The following is a 19,391-nucleotide window of genomic DNA, read 5'->3' as shown; positions in this document are numbered from 1 at the left end:
GGAGGTGCCGGGGGCGGCGGACAGCACGTTGTGGATCGCCGAGCGGGTCGAGTCGTATGAGGAGGTGTACACGCACAAGGACCGGATGCCGGTCTTCGATGTCCCCGAGGGCCACGACGAAGCCTCCTGGCTCCACCACGAGGTGCTGGCCGGTCTCGAACACCGCCTGCCGGACGGGGTACCCGCCGAGTATCGGGAACGGGCCGAATACGAGCTCGAAGTGATCACCGGCAAGGGGTTTCCCGGGTACTTCCTGATCACCGCGGACCTCATGGCGTACGCCCGCGAAGCCGGGATCCGGGTCGGGCCCGGCCGGGGTTCCGCGGCCGGGTCGCTGGTGGCGTACGCGCTCCGGATCACCAACCTCGACCCGCTCCAGCACGGCCTGCTGTTCGAACGGTTCCTGAACCCCGAGCGCGTGTCCATGCCCGACATCGACATGGACTTCGACGACCGCCGCCGCGGGGAGATGATCCGGTACGCCACCGGGAAGTACGGTTCGGACCGGATCGCGCAGGTCATCACTTTCGGGACGATCAAAACGAAAGCGGCCATCAAGGACTCCGCCCGGGTCCACTTCGGACAGCCCGGGTACGCCATCGCCGACCGGATCTCCAAAGCGCTGCCACCTCCGGTGGCGGCCAAGGACATTCCGCTGTCGGGCATCGTCGACCGGCAGCATGAGCGGTACGGGGAGGCCGCCGAGGTCCGCGCGCTGGTCGAGACCGACGACGAGTGCAAGACGATCTTCGACACCGCCCGCGGCCTGGAAGGCCTGATCCGCAACGCCGGGGTCCACGCGTGCGCCGTGATCATGTCCAGTGAACCGCTGGTGGACATGATTCCGTTGTGGCAGCGCGACGACGGGTCGGTCATCACCGGATGGGACTACCCGTCGTGCGAGGCCATCGGCCTGCTCAAGATGGACTTCCTCGGCCTGCGCAACCTGACGGTGATCGGCGACGCGATCGACAACATCCGCGCCAACCGTGGCGAAGACGTCGACCTCGACCGGCTCACCACTGACGACGACCCCACCTTCGCCTTGCTGGCCAGGGGAGACAGCCTCGGCGTGTTCCAATTGGACGGTGGCGCGATGCGGGATCTGTTACGCCGCATGCGTCCCACCGGGTTCGAGGACATCGTCGCCGTGAACGCGCTCTACCGCCCCGGTCCGATGGCCATGAACACCCACAACAACTATGCCGACCGGAAAAACCACCGGCAGGCCATCGAGCCGGTCCATCCGCAGCTCGAAGAACCGCTGCGGGAGATCCTGGCCGAAACTTATGGCCTTATCGTGTACCAAGAGCAGATCATGCAGATCGCGCAGAAGGTCGCGAAGTATTCGATGGGACGGGCGGACACGCTCCGCCGCGCGATGGGCAAGAAGAAGAAAGAGGTCCTGGAAAAGGAGTTCGAAGGTTTCCACGAAGGAATGCTCGCCAGCGGGTTTTCCGGGGAAGCTGTACAAGCCTTGTGGGACACCATTCTGCCGTTCGCGGGCTATGCGTTCAACAAGTCGCACGCCGCGGGATACGCGCTGGTCGGGTACTGGACCGCGTACCTCAAGGCGAATTACACCGCGGAGTACATGTCGCTGATCAAGGCGGGCGCGTTCGATTCGATGGGGCACACGCGGCTGTCGATGATCCAGGTGCACGAGGACGCGGTCGAGGCCGTGGTGCCGCTCAAACGCCAGGAAGCCATGGGCCAGTTCGACCTCTTCACCACCGGTGAAAAGGAACCCGCGGCCGCACCGTTGGCGCACGTGAAATTCAGCGAAGAGGAATGGCCGCGCAAACAGCTGCTGGCTCATGAACGGGACATGCTCGGCCTCTACGTTTCCGGTCATCCACTCGACGGCGCCGAGGGCGTACTCCGCAAGCACGCGCCGAAACCGATCGCCGCGATCATGGACAATCCACCGAAGGAAGGTGAACTCGTCGTTTCCGGATTGATCACGGCAGTGGAGCGAAGGATCAACAAGAAGGGCGAACCGTGGGCGATCTGCACCGTCGAGGACTTGGACGCGTCCTTGGAAGTGTTGTTCTTCCCCAAATCTTACGCCCTGTGCGCGGCGGATCTCGTGGAGGACAACGCAGTTCTGGTGAAAGGACGGGTGAACTGGCGGGAGGACAAGATGGCGATCTTCGGCGCCGGGCTCGTCTCGCTTGACCTCACCGAACTCGGCGAAACGCCGTTTGTCCTGCACACCCGAGCGGAGAAGGTGACGCTGCCCGTCGTGCTCGAACTCAAGCAAACCCTGCAGGCGCACCAGGGAAACACGCCGGTGCACCTGCACGTCGGCGACCGTCGCTACGCGCTCGACGGCTACTCGGTCACGGTGACCCCGGCGCTCCTCGGCGAGGTGAAAACGATCCGGGGGATCACCGTGACGTCGTAAGAAAGGTCAGCGCTTCAGGCCGTGCTCGATCGCCTCGATGATGCGCGGCCGCAGCTGCGCCACGCTCACGATCGCGTCCACGGAGCCGACCTCCACGGCACGCTGGATGCTGTGTACCCGGTCGAACTCGGCAGCCACCTCGCCGACCTTCTCGGCCCGCACGGTCGTCTTGACCTCCGCCAGTTCAGCCGCGCACGCAGCCCGCTCGGCACCGCTCAGCTCACCCAGCCGCTTCTGCAGCGAAGCGACCCGCGGGTCGTTGGCGGTACGAGTGTTCACATCTCCGGCGAACACCACGGCCGCCGCCGGGGCACCGCCCAGCACGGAGGCGAACGAGCCTTCCAAAGCCAGCACCGTCATATTCGGGTTCAGTGCCTTGGAAAACACCACGAACGCGCCGCCGTGGTAGCGGGAAATCACCGTGAACACGATCGGACCCTGGAAGTTCACAATCGCCCGGCCGATTTCGGCGCCGTATTCCAGCTGTAGTTTCCGCATGGACTCCGGGGAGCCGTCGAAGCCGGACAGGTTCGCCAGCACCACCAGCGGACGGTTGCCGCTGGCCGCGTTGATCGCGCGCGCCGCCTTCTTCGACGACCGCGGGAACAAGGTACCCGCGGTGAACGCGTCCGGACCATCGGTGGGCGGGAACCCGCGCCGCGGCACCGAGCGGGATTCGATGCCCAGCAAGCACACCGGACGCCCGCCGATGTGCACGTCCTGCACTGCCGCGGTGTCCGCGTCCGCCATGCCTGCCCAGCGTTCCAGCACCGGATGGTCCTGATCGGACAGTGCGCGCATCACCGTGCGGATATCGAAGGGCTTCTTGCGGTCCGGGTTGTGTTCCGCAGAGAAGATCTGGCCCACCGTGGTGAAATCGCTGTCGACGATCGCGTGCGGGTAATCCGACACATCGCGCGCCGCCGGGTCGCTGGTGACCGCCTGCCGTGGACCCGGCTCGCCCGGAACCACGTACGTGTGCGCGTAGTGCGCCATCAGCACGTCGCGCGCCCCGGCGAGGTTCGGCGCCCAGTACTGCGCCTGCCCGTTGGGACCCATCACGCGGTCGTACCCGCCGATGCCGAAGTTGTCCTCGGCCGACACGCCGCCGGAGAAATCGAGCGCCTGCTTGCCGGTGAGCACCATGGCCGAATCCGGCGTCATGACCAGGATTCCCTTGGTGTGCATGAGCATCGTGGCTTCGGCGTTCCAGTACGGCTGCGCGCCCACGGTGATCCCGGCGACCACGATGTTGATCTCGCCGCCGTCCTGGGTGAACTCGACGATCCGCTTGAGCGCGGCCGCGACCCAGTCCATGTTCTCGGTGCCCGACGACATGGAAATCCGGGCGCCGGACGACAACGCGAACCATTCCACCGGCACCCGCATGCGTTCCGCGAGATCGAGCGCCGCGATCACCCGGGCGCATTCCGGTTCGGACAAAGCGCCGAGAGACTTCGTCGGGTCACCCAGCAGCAGCACGCGCTGCACGCCTTCCGGCACCCGCTCGGTGGGTGTGCTGACCACCCCGGCCACCATCGCGGCCTTGTTCTGCCCGCGCGGCCGGTCGACCGGGACCAGCGCGCCGCGGTCGTCGAGGTCGTGCTCCACAAAGGACCCGCCACCGGCCAGCAGTTCGGTGAGCTCGTACGGGTACACCGTGTCGCGCCGCGCCGCGCGCAGCACCTTCTGCCGGTAATCGTCGAGCGGCTGCAGCGGCTCCGTCACCGGAGCCTCGACGGTGAGCCGCGTACCCGCGCCGACCTCGTTGCGGATCGTGACCGCGACGTCGGACAGCTCGCCGGTTTCCTCGTTCCGGCGGCGGGCGAGGAACTGGATTTCCTCCAGGCCGGCGCCCGCGGTGGTCGGCAGCACGCGCCGGGCGAGCAGGTTCAGCTCGTCCATGGTGATCCCGCTCGGCGGCCAGACGTAGATCACGATCCGGTTGGTGTCGAAGCGGTTCCGCGCCGGCCGCCGGGCCTGTGCGTTGCGGATCGCGTCGAGGCACGCGGCGAGGGTGTCCTCGGCCGCGGGCAGCGACACGAGCCGTCCGTCCGCCTCGCGCAGCGGCGTGAGGTCGCGGACCTGGGCCATCGCGACCAGCCGCTCGTCGGCCGGGTTGGCCCGCGCGGTGCAGGTGAAGAGGTACACCTCCTCGTCGGCCGAGGGCAGCCGCGTGAGGTCGAACTCCTGCAGCCGCTCCAGCTGCATCCGCTCCGCGACGCGCGGGTGCAGCCCGCGGATCAGCCGGTCCTCGACGAAGCCGGAACCGTTGCGGCGGAAGGTGAAGTGGTGGTGCATCACCGCGCCGCCGCCCCCGGCGACGGTGGTGGTGACGCGCGTGACCTCGGCCGGAAGCGGTTGCGCGGCAACGACTTCACCCAGCTGCCCGGCCATCGCGTCGGTGTCCGGCTGCCCGGCCCAGGTGAGGTACACGTCCGCGGCGACCGGCGCCCCGGCGTCGCCGGACAGCTCGGCCACCGCCGCCATCGCGTCGGCCAGCTGCGGGAAGTCGACCGCGGTGGTGACGACCCGCGCCGGTTCCGCGTGCTCCGCGATGACGAACGGGCAGCCCGCGACCTCCTGCACGCGAACGTCGGACAGCGTCTTGTTGCCGTAATACCGCCTGGTCAGGACCTCGAGCAGGGGCGCGGCGTCGGCACCCGGCCGTCCGATCCGCTGGCCGAGCAGCCGTACCAGCGGCTCGTTGCTGGACACCATCTCGGCAATCCGCTCGGCGCGGTCCGGCGCCTCCGGATTCCGGTCGAGATACCGCAGATGCCCGCGGATTCCGGCGTACGCCTCGGCCCGGGCACGGCGCAGCAGCGGCTGCGCGAACCAGCGGAACACGACGCCGCGCGCGAGGTCACTGATCGCGGGGAAGCGCAGCTGGGTGGCGGCCACCAGGTGTTCGAGTGTCAGACCGGCCGTCTCGCGCAGCTCGGCGGGCGGCGGCCCTTCGGTGAGCCATTGCCGCAGCAGCGCGGAAACGATCGCGCCGTCGCCGGAAACCCGTTGCTGGGCAAGGAAGATCCGGAACACCGCCTCTTCCAGCTCCGGCGTGCGCTCCAGGTCGCCGACGCCGTAGTGCCCGAGCACACGGCGCAGCCTGCCCTGGAACTTCTCCGGCAGCCCGGCCCGTTCGACGTCGAGACTCTGCAGGTACGCGTGGAAGTACTCGCGTGCGCTGTGCACCGGGCTGGCCGCGCTGAGGTCGTCGTCGGCCGGTTTGTTGCGGCTCAGCTCGGAGAGGTCGGCGAATACCTCGAGCAGCCCGATCTCGCCGTCCAGCGGGCGTACCGGCAGCTCCGCGCGCGCCGTCAGGTACCCGCTGAGCACGCGGCCCTGATCGTGCGGGTCGGCGTCGAAGCCGAGCAGCAGGCTGCGCAGGTCCTGGCTGCCACGCGTGACCCGGTCGGCGGCCGTCCTGCCATTCGGCTCGGCGGGCAGGTCGATCTCCGCGGCCTCGACGACGGCCTCTTCCTCGTCACCATCGGCCAGCGGTTCGAGGCGCAGCAGCGCGGCCCCGGTCTCCACCTGGCTGCCGATCGACACCGGGAGTTCCTTGACCCGCGCGCGGAACGGCGCCCGCAGCACCGTCTCCATCTTCATGCTTTCCAGCACGAGCACCGGCGCGCCGGACTCGACCTCGTCGTCCACCGCGACCGGCGTGGCGACCACCAGCGCGGGCGCGGGGGAGCGGACGACGCCGCCCTCGTCGCGGCTGACCCGGTGCGTGACGCCGTCGACCTCCACCAGGTGGATCGGCCCGTGCGTGCCCGTGACCAGCCGGAACCGGGTGCCGTTGACGGTGATCTGCCCGCTGTGCTCGTCGAAGCGCTCGATTTCGACGTCGGCGGGATGCACGTCACCGCCGCCGCTGATGCCGATGCGGTACCGCTTCGGCCCGGTTCGCGCCACCGTGACGCGATACGACGCGCCGCGCAGTTTCAGGTCCAGCGGGCGGATTTCGTGCTGGACCTGGGGACGGCCGCCGCGCGCGGTGGACAGCAGACGCTGGCGGCCGACCTCCTCGTCGTCCTCGTACGCCTCGATCGCCGCCGCGGCCAGCGCGACCGCGGAATGGCGGGTGGTGACCAGGCGCCCTTCGGCGCGGACGCGGTCGATCCAGCCGGTGTCCGCGCTGGCATCGATGACCTCGGGCTGGTCGAGCAGGTCGAGCACGAAACTCTTGTTGGTGGCGCCGCCCTCGATGAGCACGGACGTTTCCGCCATCGCCCGCCGCAGCCGCGCGAGTGCCTGGTCACGGTCGCTGCCGTAGGCGATGATCTTGGCGATCATGGAGTCGAAGTCGGCCGGGATGGTGTCACCCTCGCTGACCCCGGTGTCCACGCGGATGCCCGGACCGGCCGGGAGCAGCAGCCGCGCGATGCGGCCGGGCGACGGCGCGAAGTCGCGGTCCGGGTCCTCGGCATTGAGCCGCGCCTCGACCGCGTGGCCGAGCTCCGCGGGCTGCGTGCCGTCGAGCTTGCCGCCGGACGCGACGTGCAGCTGCAGCCGCACCAGGTCGGTCCCGGTGGTGATCTCGGTGATCGGGTGTTCCACCTGCAGCCGGGTGTTGACCTCCAGGAACGCGAACAGCCGCTCGCCAGGGTGGTACAGGAATTCGACGGTGCACGCGCCGCGGTAGCCGACCGCGACCGCGAGCCGTTCGGCCGACGCCTTGACCTCGGCCGTCTGCTCCGGCGCCAGCACCGGCGACGCGGACTCCTCGATGATCTTCTGGTTGCGCCGCTGCACCGAACAGTCGCGGACCCCGAGCGCCCACGCGGTCTCACCGTCGGAGATCACCTGCACCTCGACGTGCCGCGCGCCGGTGACCAGCCGCTCCAGGAACACGATGCCGCTGCCGAACGCGCGCAACGCTTCCTGGCTGGTGCGCTCGTACGCCTCGGTGAGCTCGTCCCCCGAAGCGACCTTGCGGATCCCCCGCCCGCCGCCGCCCGCGGTGGCCTTGAGCATCAGCGGGTAACCGATCCGGTCACCCGCGGCGAGCACGTCCTCCAGGGTCGCGACCTCGCCGCCGCTCCACGGCGCGACCGGTACGCCGACCTCCTCGGCGATCAGCTTCGCGCCGATCTTGTCGCCGAGCTTGCGCATCGCGTCCGCGCTCGGGCCGACGAACGTGATGCCGATCTTCGCGCACAGCTCGGCGAACGCCGGGTCCTCGGCGACGAAGCCCCAGCCGACCCATGCCGCGTCGGCGCCCGTGTCGACCAGCGCCTTCTCCAGCTTGGCGAGGTCGAGATACGGCCGGGCGGCGGCCGGGCCGAGCGAGTACGCGACGTCGGCCTCGCGGACGAACGTGGCGCTCGCGTCCGCGTCGGTGTAGAGCGCGACCGTCTCGATCTGTTCCCCGGTCTCCGCGGAGAGGTCCCGGACAGCGTGGATCAGCCGCATGGCAGCTTCCCCACGGTTGACGATGGCGACACGACTGAACACGGACAGAGCCTCCCGAACCCGAACGACACCCACGCACAGCAGGCGACGCCCGGCTCGCCGGAACGTCGCCTGTCCTCGTCTACACCCTGCTCCCTTACCGGCGGGTACACCAATGTCAGGCATGACGCATGCCGGACCTGCCGGATTGTAGGAACCCGCCAAAAACCGCTCGGATCACGACGGCAAGGCGGGTTTTCTCGCGAGGTATGCCACAAATCACGCCGGGGTAGTCCGACGTGGGCAAGTGTTACCGGGAGTTCGGCGCCGAGTCATGTTCCCGTCGGGCCGCGTACCGGTTCCGCCCCTCGCGAGGGGGTGACCCTTGACACTCCCGCGGGGTCGTCCTACCGTCGCGGGTAATCGATTTCTCGACGCGGGGCGGGGCCGAGAGGGCGGGCATGGGCGACGGCGGCGTCGCGCTGGTCGAGCTGGCCGGTGCCGGCAAGAGCTACGGCGGGGTGCGGGCGCTGCGCGCGGTGGACCTCACCGTGCGGGCGGGCGAGGTGCACGCGCTGCTCGGCGAGAACGGGGCGGGCAAGTCGACGCTGCTGAAGATCCTGTCGGGGGAGGTCACGGCGGGGGAGGGGGCGATCCGGATCGGCGGGGAGGCGGTCCGGATCGCCCACCCGGCCGACGCGCGCCGGGCCGGGATCGCGATGATCCATCAGGAACTCGACCTCGTGCCTGCGCTTTCGGTGGCGGAGAACGTCTTCCTCGGCCGGGAACCGCACACTCGCGCCGGCACGGTCGACCGGCGGCGGATGCTCGCGCAGACCCGGGAGGTGCTCGAGCGGTCCGGAGTGGACCTCGACCCGCGCACGCCGGTCGAGCGGTTGCGGACGGGGGAACAGCAGCTCGTCACGATTGCGAAGGCGTTGTCGCTGCACGCGCGCATCCTGCTGATGGACGAGCCGACGTCGGCGCTGTCGCCGCGGGAGGTGGAGCGGCTGTTCACGGTCATCGACCAGCTGCGTGCCGACGGGGTCGCGATTGTCTATGTGTCGCACCGGATGGACGAGATCGGCCGGGTCGCGGACCGGGCGACGGTGCTGCGGAACGGGGAGGTCGTCGCGGAGTTCAGTGCGGCGGAGCTGACCGCCGCGCGGGCTGCCGAGGCGATGGTCGGCCGTCCGGTGCATCTGATGTTCCGCGCTGCTTCCGGGGCGGACGGCGATGAGGTGCTGCGGGTTTCGGACCTGGTGGTGCGCCCGCGGACCGGGCGACGGGAGCCGGACGGGATCAGTCTCACCGTGCGGGCGGGGGAGATCGTCGGGGTCGCCGGGTTGCTCGGTGCCGGGCGGACGGAGTTGCTGGAGACCCTGTACGGCGCTTCTGGCAGCAAGGTGATCGGCGGGCGGATTTTCTTCCGGGGCAAGGAGTTCCGGCCCCGTTCGCCGCGGTCGTCGCTGCGCGCGGGGATGGCGTTCGTGCCCGAGGACCGGCGGATCGCGGGCCTTGCGCTGGACCATTCGGTGGTCGCGAACACCGTACTCTCCATTGTGGACAGACTGGCGCGGTTCGGCCTGGTCCCCGGACGGCGCGAGCGTGCCGTGGCCGAAGGCGAGACCAGGCGGCTGGGCGTGAAGCACAGCTCGCTGACCGATCCGGTGGGGGCGTTGTCCGGGGGTAACCAGCAGAAGGTCGTGCTGGGGCGGGCGTTGCTCACCGAACCCGCGTTGCTGCTGCTCGACGAGCCGACGCGGGGCGTGGACGTGGGTGCGAAGGCAGAGATCTACCGGCTGCTGGGCGAGGCCGCGCGGGCCGGGGTCGGGGTGCTGCTGGCGTCGTCGGAACCGGCGGAGCTGGTGGGGGTGTGCGACCGCGTGGTCGTGGTGCGGGGCGGGCGCAGCGTGCACGAGCTGGACACGGCCAGCGCGGGTGAGGCGGAGCTGCTCGCCGCGTCGATGGGAGACGTGCGGTGAAGCGGCTGGGGGTGCTGTTCCGGTTCCAGAGTGTGTTCGGGCTGGTGCTCGTCTTCGCCGCGGCGATCGTCTTTTCCCCGCACCGCAACGGGAACCTGGTGTTCCTCGACAGCGGCAACCTGTTCAACGTCGTCCGCGCGATCTCCGAGATCGGCATCATCGCGGTGGGGATGACGCTGGTGATCCTCGTCGGCGGGATCGACCTGTCGGTGGGGTCGGTGGTGGGGCTGGCCAGTGTCGGCGTGGCGACACTGCTGACCACCGATGGCTGGGGGCTCGTGCCCGGTGTGCTGGTGATCCTCGCGCTCGGCTTCGGATTCGGGCTGCTGCAAGGGATCGCGAGCGCGCGGTTCCGGATCCAGTCGTTCATCGTCACGCTCGCGGGCATGCAGGTCGCGCGCGGGATCGCGCGGATGTGGTCGGGCGGCGAAGGGGTGTCCATCACCTACGGCGACGGCCCCGGCCAGGCGCCGGTGCCGTTTTCGCTGCTGGGCGAACGTACTTTCGGCGGGGTCGTGCCGATTCCGGCGCTGATCTTCGTGGTGGTCGCCGCGCTGGCCGTGCTGCTCCTGCGGACGAGCGCGTTCTCGCGGCACGTGTACGCGATCGGCGGCAACGAGAAGGCCGCGGTGCTGTCCGGGGTTCCGGTGATCCGGGTCAAGGTGCTGGTGTTCGGGGTGTGCGGGCTGCTCGCCGCGCTGGCCGGGATCGTGCACGCGGGACAGCTCAACTTCGGCGGGCCCAACGACGGTACCGGCTACGAGCTCAACGCCATCGCGGCCGTCGTGATCGGCGGGACCAGCCTGTCCGGCGGGCGCGGGTCGGTGTTCGGCACCGTCGCCGGCGCGCTGCTCGTCGGGGTGCTCGACAACATCCTCCAGCTCAACGACATCGATTCGAACGTGCAGCTGATCGTGGTCGGCGTGGTGATCGTGCTGGCCGCAGGCCTGCAGCGGCTGCGTCCGGCGACGGTTTAGCGCACGATCCGGGAAAGGGGAACGGATGTCCGGCATCATCCGCAGCGGGGCGGTGCTGGCGGGGCTGGCCCTCGTCTCGGCCGCCGCCTGCGGCACCACTCACGAGAACGCACCAGGGGCGTCCGGGACCGCTCCGGCCGCCAAGACCTGTCACGGACCCGACGGCAAGTACCGGATCGGGATGAGCCAGGCGAATCTCGCCGAGCCGTACCGCGAGCGGATGGACGACGACATCCGCAAGGCTGCTGCCGGTGTACCGCAATTCAGCATTAGCTATTCCGATGCCGCGCAGGACAATGCGAAACAGGTCGAGCAGGTCAACACTTTCCTCACGCAGGGGATCGATTTGCTGATCATCAGCCCGAACGAGGCGACGCCGCTCACCGGGGTGGTGAAGAAGGCTTACGACAAAGGCATTCCGGTGCTGGTGCTGGACCGGAAAGTGGACGGGGACGCTTATACGTCGTTCATCGGCGCGGACAACGTCGACATCGGGCGGCAGGCGGGCCGGTTCGTCGCCGAGAAAGTGTTACCGCAGGGTGGGAAAATCGTGGAGTTGAAGGGACTTGCCGGATCCACTCCGGCGAAAGAGCGCGCCGACGGGTTCACCGAAGGAATCGCGGGGCGCGGGATCACGATCCTGGCCACCGCGGACGCGGACTGGTTGCGGGACAAGGGACAACAGCAGGCGGACGCGTTGCTGAAAGCGCATCCGGACGCGCAGGCGATCTTCTCCGAGAACGACCCGATGGCCGAGGGCGCGCGAATTGCCGCGCAGAACGCGGGTCGCGCCGACCTGCCGATCGTCGGCATCGACGGCCTGCCGGTGCCCGAAGGAGGTCTCAAGGCGGTCGAGGCGGGACGGTTGTCGGCCACGTTCATCTACCCCACCGGCGGGGCGGAAGCCGTTGCCGCGGCGAAGAAACTGCTCATCGACTGCCAGCCGGTGGCCAAGACCCAGACCCTGTCCACCCGCCTGGTCACGCGTGACAACGCGGCTCAGGTGTACGCCGAGCTGAACCGGAGCTGACCCCCATGGCGCGAATCGGTGTCCTTGCCGTCTCCGACGGACGCGACCACGTGCACCAGCGGAACACCGGCTTCATCCGGTCCAAAATGGACGCTTTCACCGCCGCACTGACGGCAGCGGGCCACGACGTCGTCAGCGGCGGGCTGGTCGCCACGAACACCACGGCAACGGCGGCCGCGCGCTCGGTGGCGGCCGGGTCGGTGGATGTGACGGTGCTGTACTACGCGGTGTGGGCGTTTCCGCACTTCACGATGCTGGCCGCGGACGCGACCCCGGGTCCGCTGCTGCTCGTGGCGAGCACCGACCCGACCGAGCCGGGCCTGGTCGGCATGCTGGCCGCCGGGGGAGCGCTGGACCAGATCGGGCGTACGCACACGCGGTTGTGGGGCGCGCCGGACGACGCGGAGCTGATCGCGTCGGTGAGCGCACACGCGAGCGCCGCGGCTGCCGTCGGGTCGCTGCGCGGTTCGACGTTCGGCCGCTTCGGCGGGCGCCCGATGGGGATGAACACGGCGGTGGCGAACACAGATCAGTGGATGCGGCAGTTCGGGGTGGACGTCGAGGAAATCGACCAGTACGAGCTGGTACGACGGGCTTCGGAGGCCTCGGCGTCGTCGGAGGCGGAGAAGGGGCGCGAGTGGCTGGAACGGAACGCCACCGTGCACTACGACGGCGACCGCCTCACGCCCGAACTGCTGGAGCGGCAGCTGCGGCTGTACCTGGCGGTGCGCGACGTGGTGGCCGAACGGCACCTCGACTTCTCCGGCATCAAGGCGCAACCGGAGCTGACCGAGCACTTCGCGACCGCGGACGTGGCCGAGGCGCTGCTCAACGACCCGTACGACTGGAACGGGCCCAAGGCCGTGCACGTCACCGCGACGGAGGCGGACATGGACGGCGCGCTCACGATGCAGCTGCTGCACCGGATCACGGGTACGCCGGTGCTGTTCGCGGACGTCCGCCACCACCATCCGGACCGCGACGTCTGGGACCTCTGCAACTCCGGCCAGCACGCGACGTGGTTCGCCGCCCGCAGCGACGATCCGGCGGAGAACCTGGCCAACGTGCACCTGTACCCGGAGGTGTTCTTCTTCCCGGCCGGTGGTGCGTCGGTGCAGCACATCGCGGCCCCGGGGCAGATGACGCTGGCCCGGCTGAGCCGCCTGGCGGGGGAGTACCGGCTGCAGCTGGTGCTGGCGGACTTCGAGACGTACGACGAGGTGACTACGCAGGAGCTGGTGGCCCGGTCCACGCCGGAGTGGCCGCATGCGTTCGCCCGCCTGGATTGTGCGGCGGAGGTGTTTTTGTCCCGTTTCGGTGCGAACCATGTGCATGCGGTACCGGGGGATCGACGACGGGAGGTACGCGCGGCGGCGGGGTTGATGGGGGTCCGGGTGGAGGAGTGGAGCCGGTGACCTCGTGAGCTTGCGGTGAAGGGCCGGGGTTTGGGGTCCGGCTTCGGGGCGACCTTCGGGCTTGTCGCGGGTATGATGCCCGGTTTGCCTGATCTGACCGGCGCCCTTGGCTGAGATCCGCCAGGGCGGCGGCGTTTCGGCGGATACGCGGGTGGTGTCCGGGGCGTGGGTGGTGACACGTCGCCGGATGCGCAGACGGTGGTGACGTTCCGGCGGAGCGCGCGCCCGAGCGGGGTGGTCCAGCGGAGACGAGGGCAATCGCGGTGGCCACCGGTGGACGCGCAGGCAGTGGTGATGTTCCGCGGGATGAGCTGCCATCGTCGTGATGTTCCCGTGGACGGGAGCGGGCCTTGGTGGCGGCGGGTTGGAAAGTTGCGCCCGGGAGGCAGCGCCCCGGGTGTTTCGCCCGGGAGGTGACGCCGCGGACGTTGTGCCCGGGGAGGTGGCGCCGGAAAGTCGCGCCCGGGAGGCAGCGCCCCGGGTGTTTCGCCCGGGAGGTGGCGCCGGAAGTTGTGCCCGGGCGGCAGCGCCCCGGATGTTTCGCCAGGGAGGTGGCGTCGGACGTTGCGCTCTGGAGGCGGCGCCGCGGACGTCGCGCCCGGGAGGCATCACCCCGGAGGCGGCAGGCCACCCCGGTATCACCCCGCCCGGTGAGCAATCAACCCCCGTGACCCCCGCCGCACCGAGCTGCCCCGGCTTCAACCGGATTCCGGCACCCCGTCAAGCCGATATTCCGCCCCCGCACGGCCCCCGTCCGTCCCCTGCCGGACCGTTCACCCCCGGCTCGGCCCGGTGGTGGTTTCCCCAGGTCCCGTCACCCCGGCACGGTTTCGCCCGCGACTCGGTCGGGGCACCTCCCGCTGCCCGTTCGTGCTCATTCTGTTGCCCGGGAGTAAGCAAGTGAGACATAAATCTCCACCATTGGGGTGAAGATTGGCCAGCCGGGCAGCTTACTCTCTTACGGCGCGTTACTCATGGAGAACCATTCACTACGGTCCGGACGTGTTCGAGACCGGGTAACACGAAGGAGGTGCCGCCGTGGGTGCCGAGCCTCAGGTCGTCCGCGCGACGATCATCTTCGGGCTGCGCACGTTCGGGTCCGTCCCGCTGCCGGTGCGTGCCGACCTCGAGTACGACCCCTCGGATCCGTTCGCGGTGTCCGTCGGGTACCACGCCGGGGGCGGGGTCGTGCGCTGGCTGTTCGGGCGCGATCTGCTCGCCGACGGGCTGCTCGCCCCTTCCGGGGACGGCGACGTCCGGGTGCGGCCCGCCGCTGACGACAGCCGGATCGTCGTCGAGCTGAATGCGCCCGACGGGTCCGCCGTGCTGGAGGCCGCCGCGAGCGAGCTCGCCGACTTCCTCGACCGGACCTACGACGAGGTGCCTGCCGGCGACGAGGGCAGCTGGTTCGACTTCGACGACGAGCTGGCCAAACTCGCCCTCCGCGACTGACCCTCCACAGTGGACGGCACTGGCGCAGTGCGTGCCTTCGGCGGGTTGGCCCCAGCGGTCGGCGCAGGCAGGTCTGCGGAACATGCGCACTGATGAACCTCACCGTCCGGCAGGCGGACAGCATCGCCCCGGCCGGTGATCTCGACGCGGCCACCGCGCCCGTCCTCCGCGAACTCGTCGAAACCCTCGCCGGACCGTGGTCATCGACGCCAGTAGGCCCGGGCAGGCCGAAACCATTACGGTCGAAACCCGCGGACCAAGCTCGCCAACGACGCTGCCACGACAACGCGATCACCGCGCTGGAAGGCCGCCTCCAGCGGCTGGGCCTCGACTACGCGGACCTCTCCCTCATCCACCGGCCGTTGCCGCACCAGGACCCGCGGAACACAGCATCGTCACCGAGGCGTGGAGCCCGCTCGCGAAGGGCGAGGTCCTCGACGATCCGCTGCTCACCGGGCTGGCGGAGCAATACGGCAAGACCCGCGCAGGTCGTGCTCCGGTGGCATCTGCAGCTCGGCAACGTCGTCTTCGCGAAATCCGTTACCCCCCAGCGCATCCGCGAGAAGCGGCCGCGGGTACCTGGAGGCGGGCCGCGATCCGTACGTGAACCCGCCGATCGAGGACCGTCGTGAACCGGAGTGCGCGGTCGCACGTGTGTCCCGTGGAAGGGAGACAGCGTGCGACCGTTCTGGTTCGTGGTACCCGGCGATATCGCCGACCCGCGCCTGCCCAGCGGCGGCAACACCTACGACCGCCGGATGGCCGGGTACCTGCCCGCGCGGGAGGTGGCCGTCGCCGGGAGCTGGCCTGACCCCGATCCCGGCGCGAAACGCAGGCTCGGCGAGGCTCTCGCCGCCGTCCCCGACGGGTCCCTGGCGCTGCTCGACGGTCTCGTCGCCTGCGGCGTTCCCGACGTCCTCGCGCCGCATGCCCAGCGGCTCCGGCTCGTGGTCCTCGTGCATCTGCCGCTCGCCGACGACGCCCCGCATCGCGCTGCCGACCTGGACGCCCGCGAACGCGAGACCCTCAAGCTGGCCGACCGGATCGTGGTCACCAGCCCGGCCGCCGCGCGTGGGCTGATCGCCCGGCACGGTCTCGATTCCGTCCACGTCGCTCCGCCCGGCACCGATCCCGCGCCCGAAGCCGCGGGTACCGACGGGGTGTCGCAGCTGCTCTGCGTCGCCTCGGTGACCCCGCGCAAGGGACAGGACATTCTCGTGGCCGCACTGTCCCAAGTGGACGGTCTGCGGGCCGAATTCGTCGGCCCCATCCGGGATCGGGCCTACGCAACCAGCCTCCGGACGGACCTCACCGGCCCGCTTTCCGGCGCCGATCTCGACGCGGCCTACCATCGCGCCGACCTCCTGGTCCTGCCCTCCCACGCGGAAACCTACGGAATGGTCATCACCGAGGCGCTGGCCCGCGGAATTCCCGTGGTGGCCTCGGCCGTCGGCGGAGTTCCGGACGCACTGGGCGGCAACGGCGGGATGCTCGTTCCACCTGGCAACGTGTCCGCGCTGGCGGAAGCCCTCCGGAAATGGCGAGACGACGAAGACCTGCGCCACCAGCTGCGAACGGCAGCCGCCGGACGAACGCTGGAGGACTGGCCGGCCGCGGCGGCCCGGCTGGGCGGAATCCTTGCCGGACAGGCGGTCCGATGATGCGATGGCTGCGTCTGCTGGCAGGGGCCGCGCTGGTCGCCGCGTTGTTCTGGCGGTTCGGCACCGGCGCTTTCCTCGACGGCCTGCGCTCGCTGGGTCCGGGTCCGATCGCCGCGGCATTGGGTCTCGGAGCGGTGACCACCGTCGCGAGTGCCGCGAGGTGGCGGCTGGTCGCGGCGCGGCTCGGGTTGCGGCTGCCGTTCGGTGAAGCCGTCGGCGACTACTACGGCGCGCAATTCCTCAACGGCGTCCTGCCTGCCGGAGTGCTCGGCGACGTCAACCGTGCGGTTCAGCACGGACGGCGCACGGGTGATGTCGGACGCGGCGTGCGGGCAGTCGTGCTCGAACGCGCGGCCGGGCAAGCCGTCGTGGTCGTGGCGGGGCTCGCGGTGCTCGCCTTCCGGCCGCAGCTGCTGCCGCGGCAAATGCTGATCTGTCTCGCGATCGTGGCCGTAGTGCTGGTCGCGTTCGGGTGGTGGGCGCGCCGCCGGGGCTGGGCGGTGGACGTCCGGACCGGTCTGCTCGCCGTCTGGCCCGGCGTCACCGGATGGTCCGTCGTCGCGGTCGCCGGGCATCTCACGCTGTTCGTGATCGCCGCCCGCGCGGCCGGTGCCACCGCCCCGCTGACCGTGCTCCTGCCGCTGCTCGTGCTGGCGTTGCTGGCGATGGGGCTGCCGTTGAACGTCGCCGGTTTCGGACCGCGTGAGGGTGCCGCGGCGGTGTCTTTCGCGGCTGCCGGGCTGGGTGCGCAGCTGGGCGTGACGGTCGCGGTCGGGTACGGCGTGCTCGGTCTCGTGTCGACGTTGCCCGGCGGAGTGGTCCTCGTGGTCCGCCGGATCATCCCGCGCGTCCGGCCGGTAGGGTCCGCGCCGTGGTGGAGGCGGCTTTTCGCGCGGCACGGCGACGATGGTCCGCGGCCCTCGTGCTCCTGCCGGTCCTGTTCGCGACGGCATGCGCGGCCTCGGACGCGGCGGTCGTCCGGGCCGGTGACGTCGTGGCGACCGCGGCCGGTTCCGTCCGGGGTACCGGCGCCCCTGATCACCGGCTCTTCCAGGGCATTCCGTACGCGGCTGCGCCGGTCGGCGAGCGGCGCTGGCAGCCGCCCGCCCCGGTACCGCCGTGGCCGGGGGAGCGCGACGCCACCCGGCCAGGACCCCGTTGTCCCCAGTCCGGAGCCGTGACCAGCGAGGACTGCCTGTACCTGAACGTGTGGACCCCGCCGGCCGGTGCGACCGGGCGGCCGGTGCTGGTGTGGCTGCACGGCGGCGCGTTCGTGACCGGCGGCGGGGACCGCTACGGCGCGCGGCGGCTGGTCGGCCGCGGTGACGAGGTCGTCGTCACGCTCAACTACCGGCTCGGCGCGCTCGGCTTCCTGGCCGACCCGGCGCTCGGCAAGGAACCCGGCAACTACGGTTTCCTCGACCAGCAGCAGGCCCTGCTCTGGGTCCGCGACAACATCGCAGCCTTCGGCGGCGATCCGAAGCAAGTCACCATCGCCGGGGAGTCCGCGGGTGGGATGTCGGTGTGCGACCACCTCGTCGCGCCCGGCTCACGGGGGCTGTTCCGGGCCGCGATTGTCCAAAGTGGACCTTGTCAGGCCCAGACGACGCTCGCGGACGCCCAGCGCAAGAGTGTCACGTACGCGGCTGCCCGAGGCTGCACCGATCGCGCGACCGCTGCGGCATGCCTGCGCGCGCTGCCGGTCGCGAAGCTGCTCGAAGCGCCGACGTACGTTTCGCTCGCCAGGATCGAAATGCCCGGTCCGGTCACCGGTGGCTCGGTGCTGCCGAAAGGCGGGCCGACCGCTCCGGTTCCGGTGCTGATCGGTACCACCCATGACGAGTTCACCTACTTCCTCGCGCAGCAGACCGCGACCGGACAGGAAATCACGCGGCACGGCTACCCCGCAGCGCTCGGCCGCGTGTTCCCGAACGCCACCGCAGTCGCTCGCGAATACCCGGTGGATGCGTTCAGCGGCAACGCTTCCCTCGCGTACGCCGCGGCAGTCACGGACTCGTCGTTCTCCTGCCCGGCCGCCCGGATGGCCGCCTCCCTGCCGTCGGCCTCGACCTACGAATTCGCCGACCCCACCGCGGTCACCTGGCCCGCGCCGTTCCCCCTCGGCGCAACCCACACCGCCGAGCTGCCGTACCTCTTCGACTTCGACGGCAAGCCCGCGTCGTTCACCGAGAAGCAGCAACGCCTCGCGGACCGGATGGTGGACGATTGGACGTCGTTCGTCCGTGGCCGGCCCGCGGCCTCCGCCACCGCCTACCGCCCGGACGGCGCGCACCCGCTGACCGGGTTCACCCAAGACCACCACTGCGGATTCTGGAGCTGAATGGTGTCCCCGGAAGACCTCGACGAAGCCCTGACCAGCGTCGTCACCGCGCTGGAACCGGTCACCGAGAGTGACTGGACCCGCCGCGCCGGGGACCTCGACTGGGACTGCCGCCAGACCGCGGAGCACCTCGGTGACGTGCTCCTTTCGTACGCGGCGCAGGTGGTCGCCCGCCCGGCCGACCACTACGTCCGGTTCCTCGCCAAGACCGACGACGACGCGACCCCGGCCGAGCTGCTCGAATTCATCGTGACCGGCGCGCGGCTGCTGGCTTCGGCCGTCCGGGCCAGCGACCCCGGCGAACGGGCGTATCACCCCCACCGGCCAGTCGGATCCGGCCGGATTCGTGGCCATGGGCTGCGCGGAACTCCTGCTCCATGGCGATGATCTCGCCCAGGGCCTCGGTGCCGTCCTCGACCCGCCCCGCGACGTGTGTACCCGCGTCGCCGCGCGGCTGTTCCCCGAGCAGGAACCCGTTCCCGGCGCGTGGGATTTCCTGCGCTGGTGCGCGGGCCGGATCGAGCTGCCGGGACGTCCGCGCCGGACCGGCTGGAAGTGGCGCGGGAGCCCGCCGGAGGACGGCGCCCGTCCCGCGGAGTGAACACGGCTGCCCACGGAACGGTCACATCCGGTAGTCTCGACACCCAGGTCGAGAGGCGCTGCAACGGACCGGTGGTCCGCCACGCTCGGCCGGCACCACCATCCCAAGGGCGCCTCCGTGGA

Annotated in this window: 11 protein-coding genes and 2 pseudogenes; 12 read left to right on the top strand and 1 reads right to left on the bottom strand. The window is 70.3% G+C overall.

Translation table 11 applies throughout. The annotated features are described in order from the left end of the window. Positions 1-2,407, top strand: a 2,407-nt coding sequence (gene dnaE, locus OO71_RS11515) for a DNA polymerase III subunit alpha (RefSeq protein WP_033289720.1), incomplete at its 5' end; no start/stop codon positions are given. A gap of 6 nt (positions 2,408-2,413) precedes the next feature. Here dnaE and OO71_RS11510 read toward each other — a convergent pair. Further along, a complete protein-coding gene (locus tag OO71_RS11510; protein WP_033289661.1) occupies positions 2,414-7,870 on the bottom strand; it encodes an ATP-binding protein in 5,457 nt (1,818 codons plus the stop codon). Between the two features lie 398 nt (positions 7,871-8,268). Here OO71_RS11510 and OO71_RS11505 point away from each other — a divergent pair, with 398 nt between their 5' ends. The 11 genes and pseudogenes from OO71_RS11505 to OO71_RS52140 all read left to right on the top strand — a co-directional run bounded on the left by OO71_RS11505 (position 8,269) and on the right by OO71_RS52140 (position 19,269). Continuing rightward, positions 8,269-9,792, top strand: coding sequence for a sugar ABC transporter ATP-binding protein (locus tag OO71_RS11505; RefSeq protein WP_033289660.1), 1,524 nt, complete (start codon positions 8,269-8,271; stop codon positions 9,790-9,792). Then, the gene (locus OO71_RS11500; protein WP_033289659.1) at positions 9,789-10,769 is read left to right on the top strand and encodes an ABC transporter permease; all 981 of its coding nucleotides are present in this window, start codon (positions 9,789-9,791) and stop codon (positions 10,767-10,769) included. The genes OO71_RS11505 and OO71_RS11500 overlap by 4 nt, the downstream gene beginning before the upstream one ends. 25 nt (positions 10,770-10,794) lie before the next feature. Then, entirely contained in the window at positions 10,795-11,799 is a 1,005-nt protein-coding gene (locus tag OO71_RS11495; RefSeq protein WP_033289658.1) for a substrate-binding domain-containing protein, read from the top strand. 5 nt (positions 11,800-11,804) lie between these two features. Continuing rightward, the gene (locus tag OO71_RS11490) at positions 11,805-13,214 is read left to right on the top strand and encodes an L-fucose/L-arabinose isomerase family protein (RefSeq protein ID WP_033289657.1); all 1,410 of its coding nucleotides are present in this window, start codon (positions 11,805-11,807) and stop codon (positions 13,212-13,214) included. A gap of 1,038 nt (positions 13,215-14,252) precedes the next feature. Next, entirely contained in the window at positions 14,253-14,666 is a 414-nt protein-coding gene (locus OO71_RS11485) for an SsgA family sporulation/cell division regulator (protein ID WP_051791434.1), read from the top strand. A 379-nt stretch (positions 14,667-15,045) separates the two neighbouring features. Beyond that, positions 15,046-15,229: pseudogene (locus OO71_RS48715) on the top strand (aldo/keto reductase); the annotation flags it as partial. 114 nt (positions 15,230-15,343) lie between these two features. After that, positions 15,344-16,327: a glycosyltransferase family 4 protein gene (locus tag OO71_RS11475; RefSeq protein WP_033289655.1), complete on the top strand. Its 984-nt coding sequence runs from the start codon at positions 15,344-15,346 to the stop codon at positions 16,325-16,327. After that, positions 16,324-17,127: pseudogene (locus OO71_RS48710) on the top strand (lysylphosphatidylglycerol synthase domain-containing protein); the annotation flags it as partial. The gene OO71_RS11475 and the pseudogene OO71_RS48710, both read left to right, overlap by 4 nt. A gap of 71 nt (positions 17,128-17,198) precedes the next feature. Next, positions 17,199-18,668, top strand: coding sequence for a carboxylesterase/lipase family protein (locus OO71_RS11465; RefSeq protein WP_342669923.1), 1,470 nt, complete (start codon positions 17,199-17,201; stop codon positions 18,666-18,668). Further along, positions 18,669-19,055, top strand: a complete 387-nt coding sequence (locus tag OO71_RS52145) for a DinB family protein (protein WP_245633641.1) — start codon at positions 18,669-18,671, stop codon at positions 19,053-19,055. Beyond that, positions 19,021-19,269, top strand: coding sequence for a hypothetical protein (locus OO71_RS52140; RefSeq protein ID WP_245633640.1), 249 nt, complete (start codon positions 19,021-19,023; stop codon positions 19,267-19,269). Before OO71_RS52145 ends, OO71_RS52140 begins: the two co-directional genes overlap by 35 nt. Positions 19,270-19,391: the final 122 nt, after the last annotated feature.

It is taken from the genome of Amycolatopsis jejuensis (assembly GCF_000717335.1).
Classification (GTDB): domain Bacteria; phylum Actinomycetota; class Actinomycetes; order Mycobacteriales; family Pseudonocardiaceae; genus Amycolatopsis; species Amycolatopsis jejuensis.
This window is presented reverse-complemented; position numbering and strand designations above follow the sequence as displayed.

Coding starts and splice junctions, on each gene's coding strand:
- OO71_RS11505 (WP_033289660.1), top strand. CDS start 8,269: ATGGGCGACGGCGGCGTCGCGCTGGTCGAGCTGGCCGGTGCCGGCAAG.
- OO71_RS11495 (WP_033289658.1), top strand. CDS start 10,795: ATGTCCGGCATCATCCGCAGCGGGGCGGTGCTGGCGGGGCTGGCCCTC.
- OO71_RS11490 (WP_033289657.1), top strand. CDS start 11,805: ATGGCGCGAATCGGTGTCCTTGCCGTCTCCGACGGACGCGACCACGTG.
- OO71_RS52145 (WP_245633641.1), top strand. CDS start 18,669: ATGGTGTCCCCGGAAGACCTCGACGAAGCCCTGACCAGCGTCGTCACC.
- OO71_RS52140 (WP_245633640.1), top strand. CDS start 19,021: ATGGGCTGCGCGGAACTCCTGCTCCATGGCGATGATCTCGCCCAGGGC.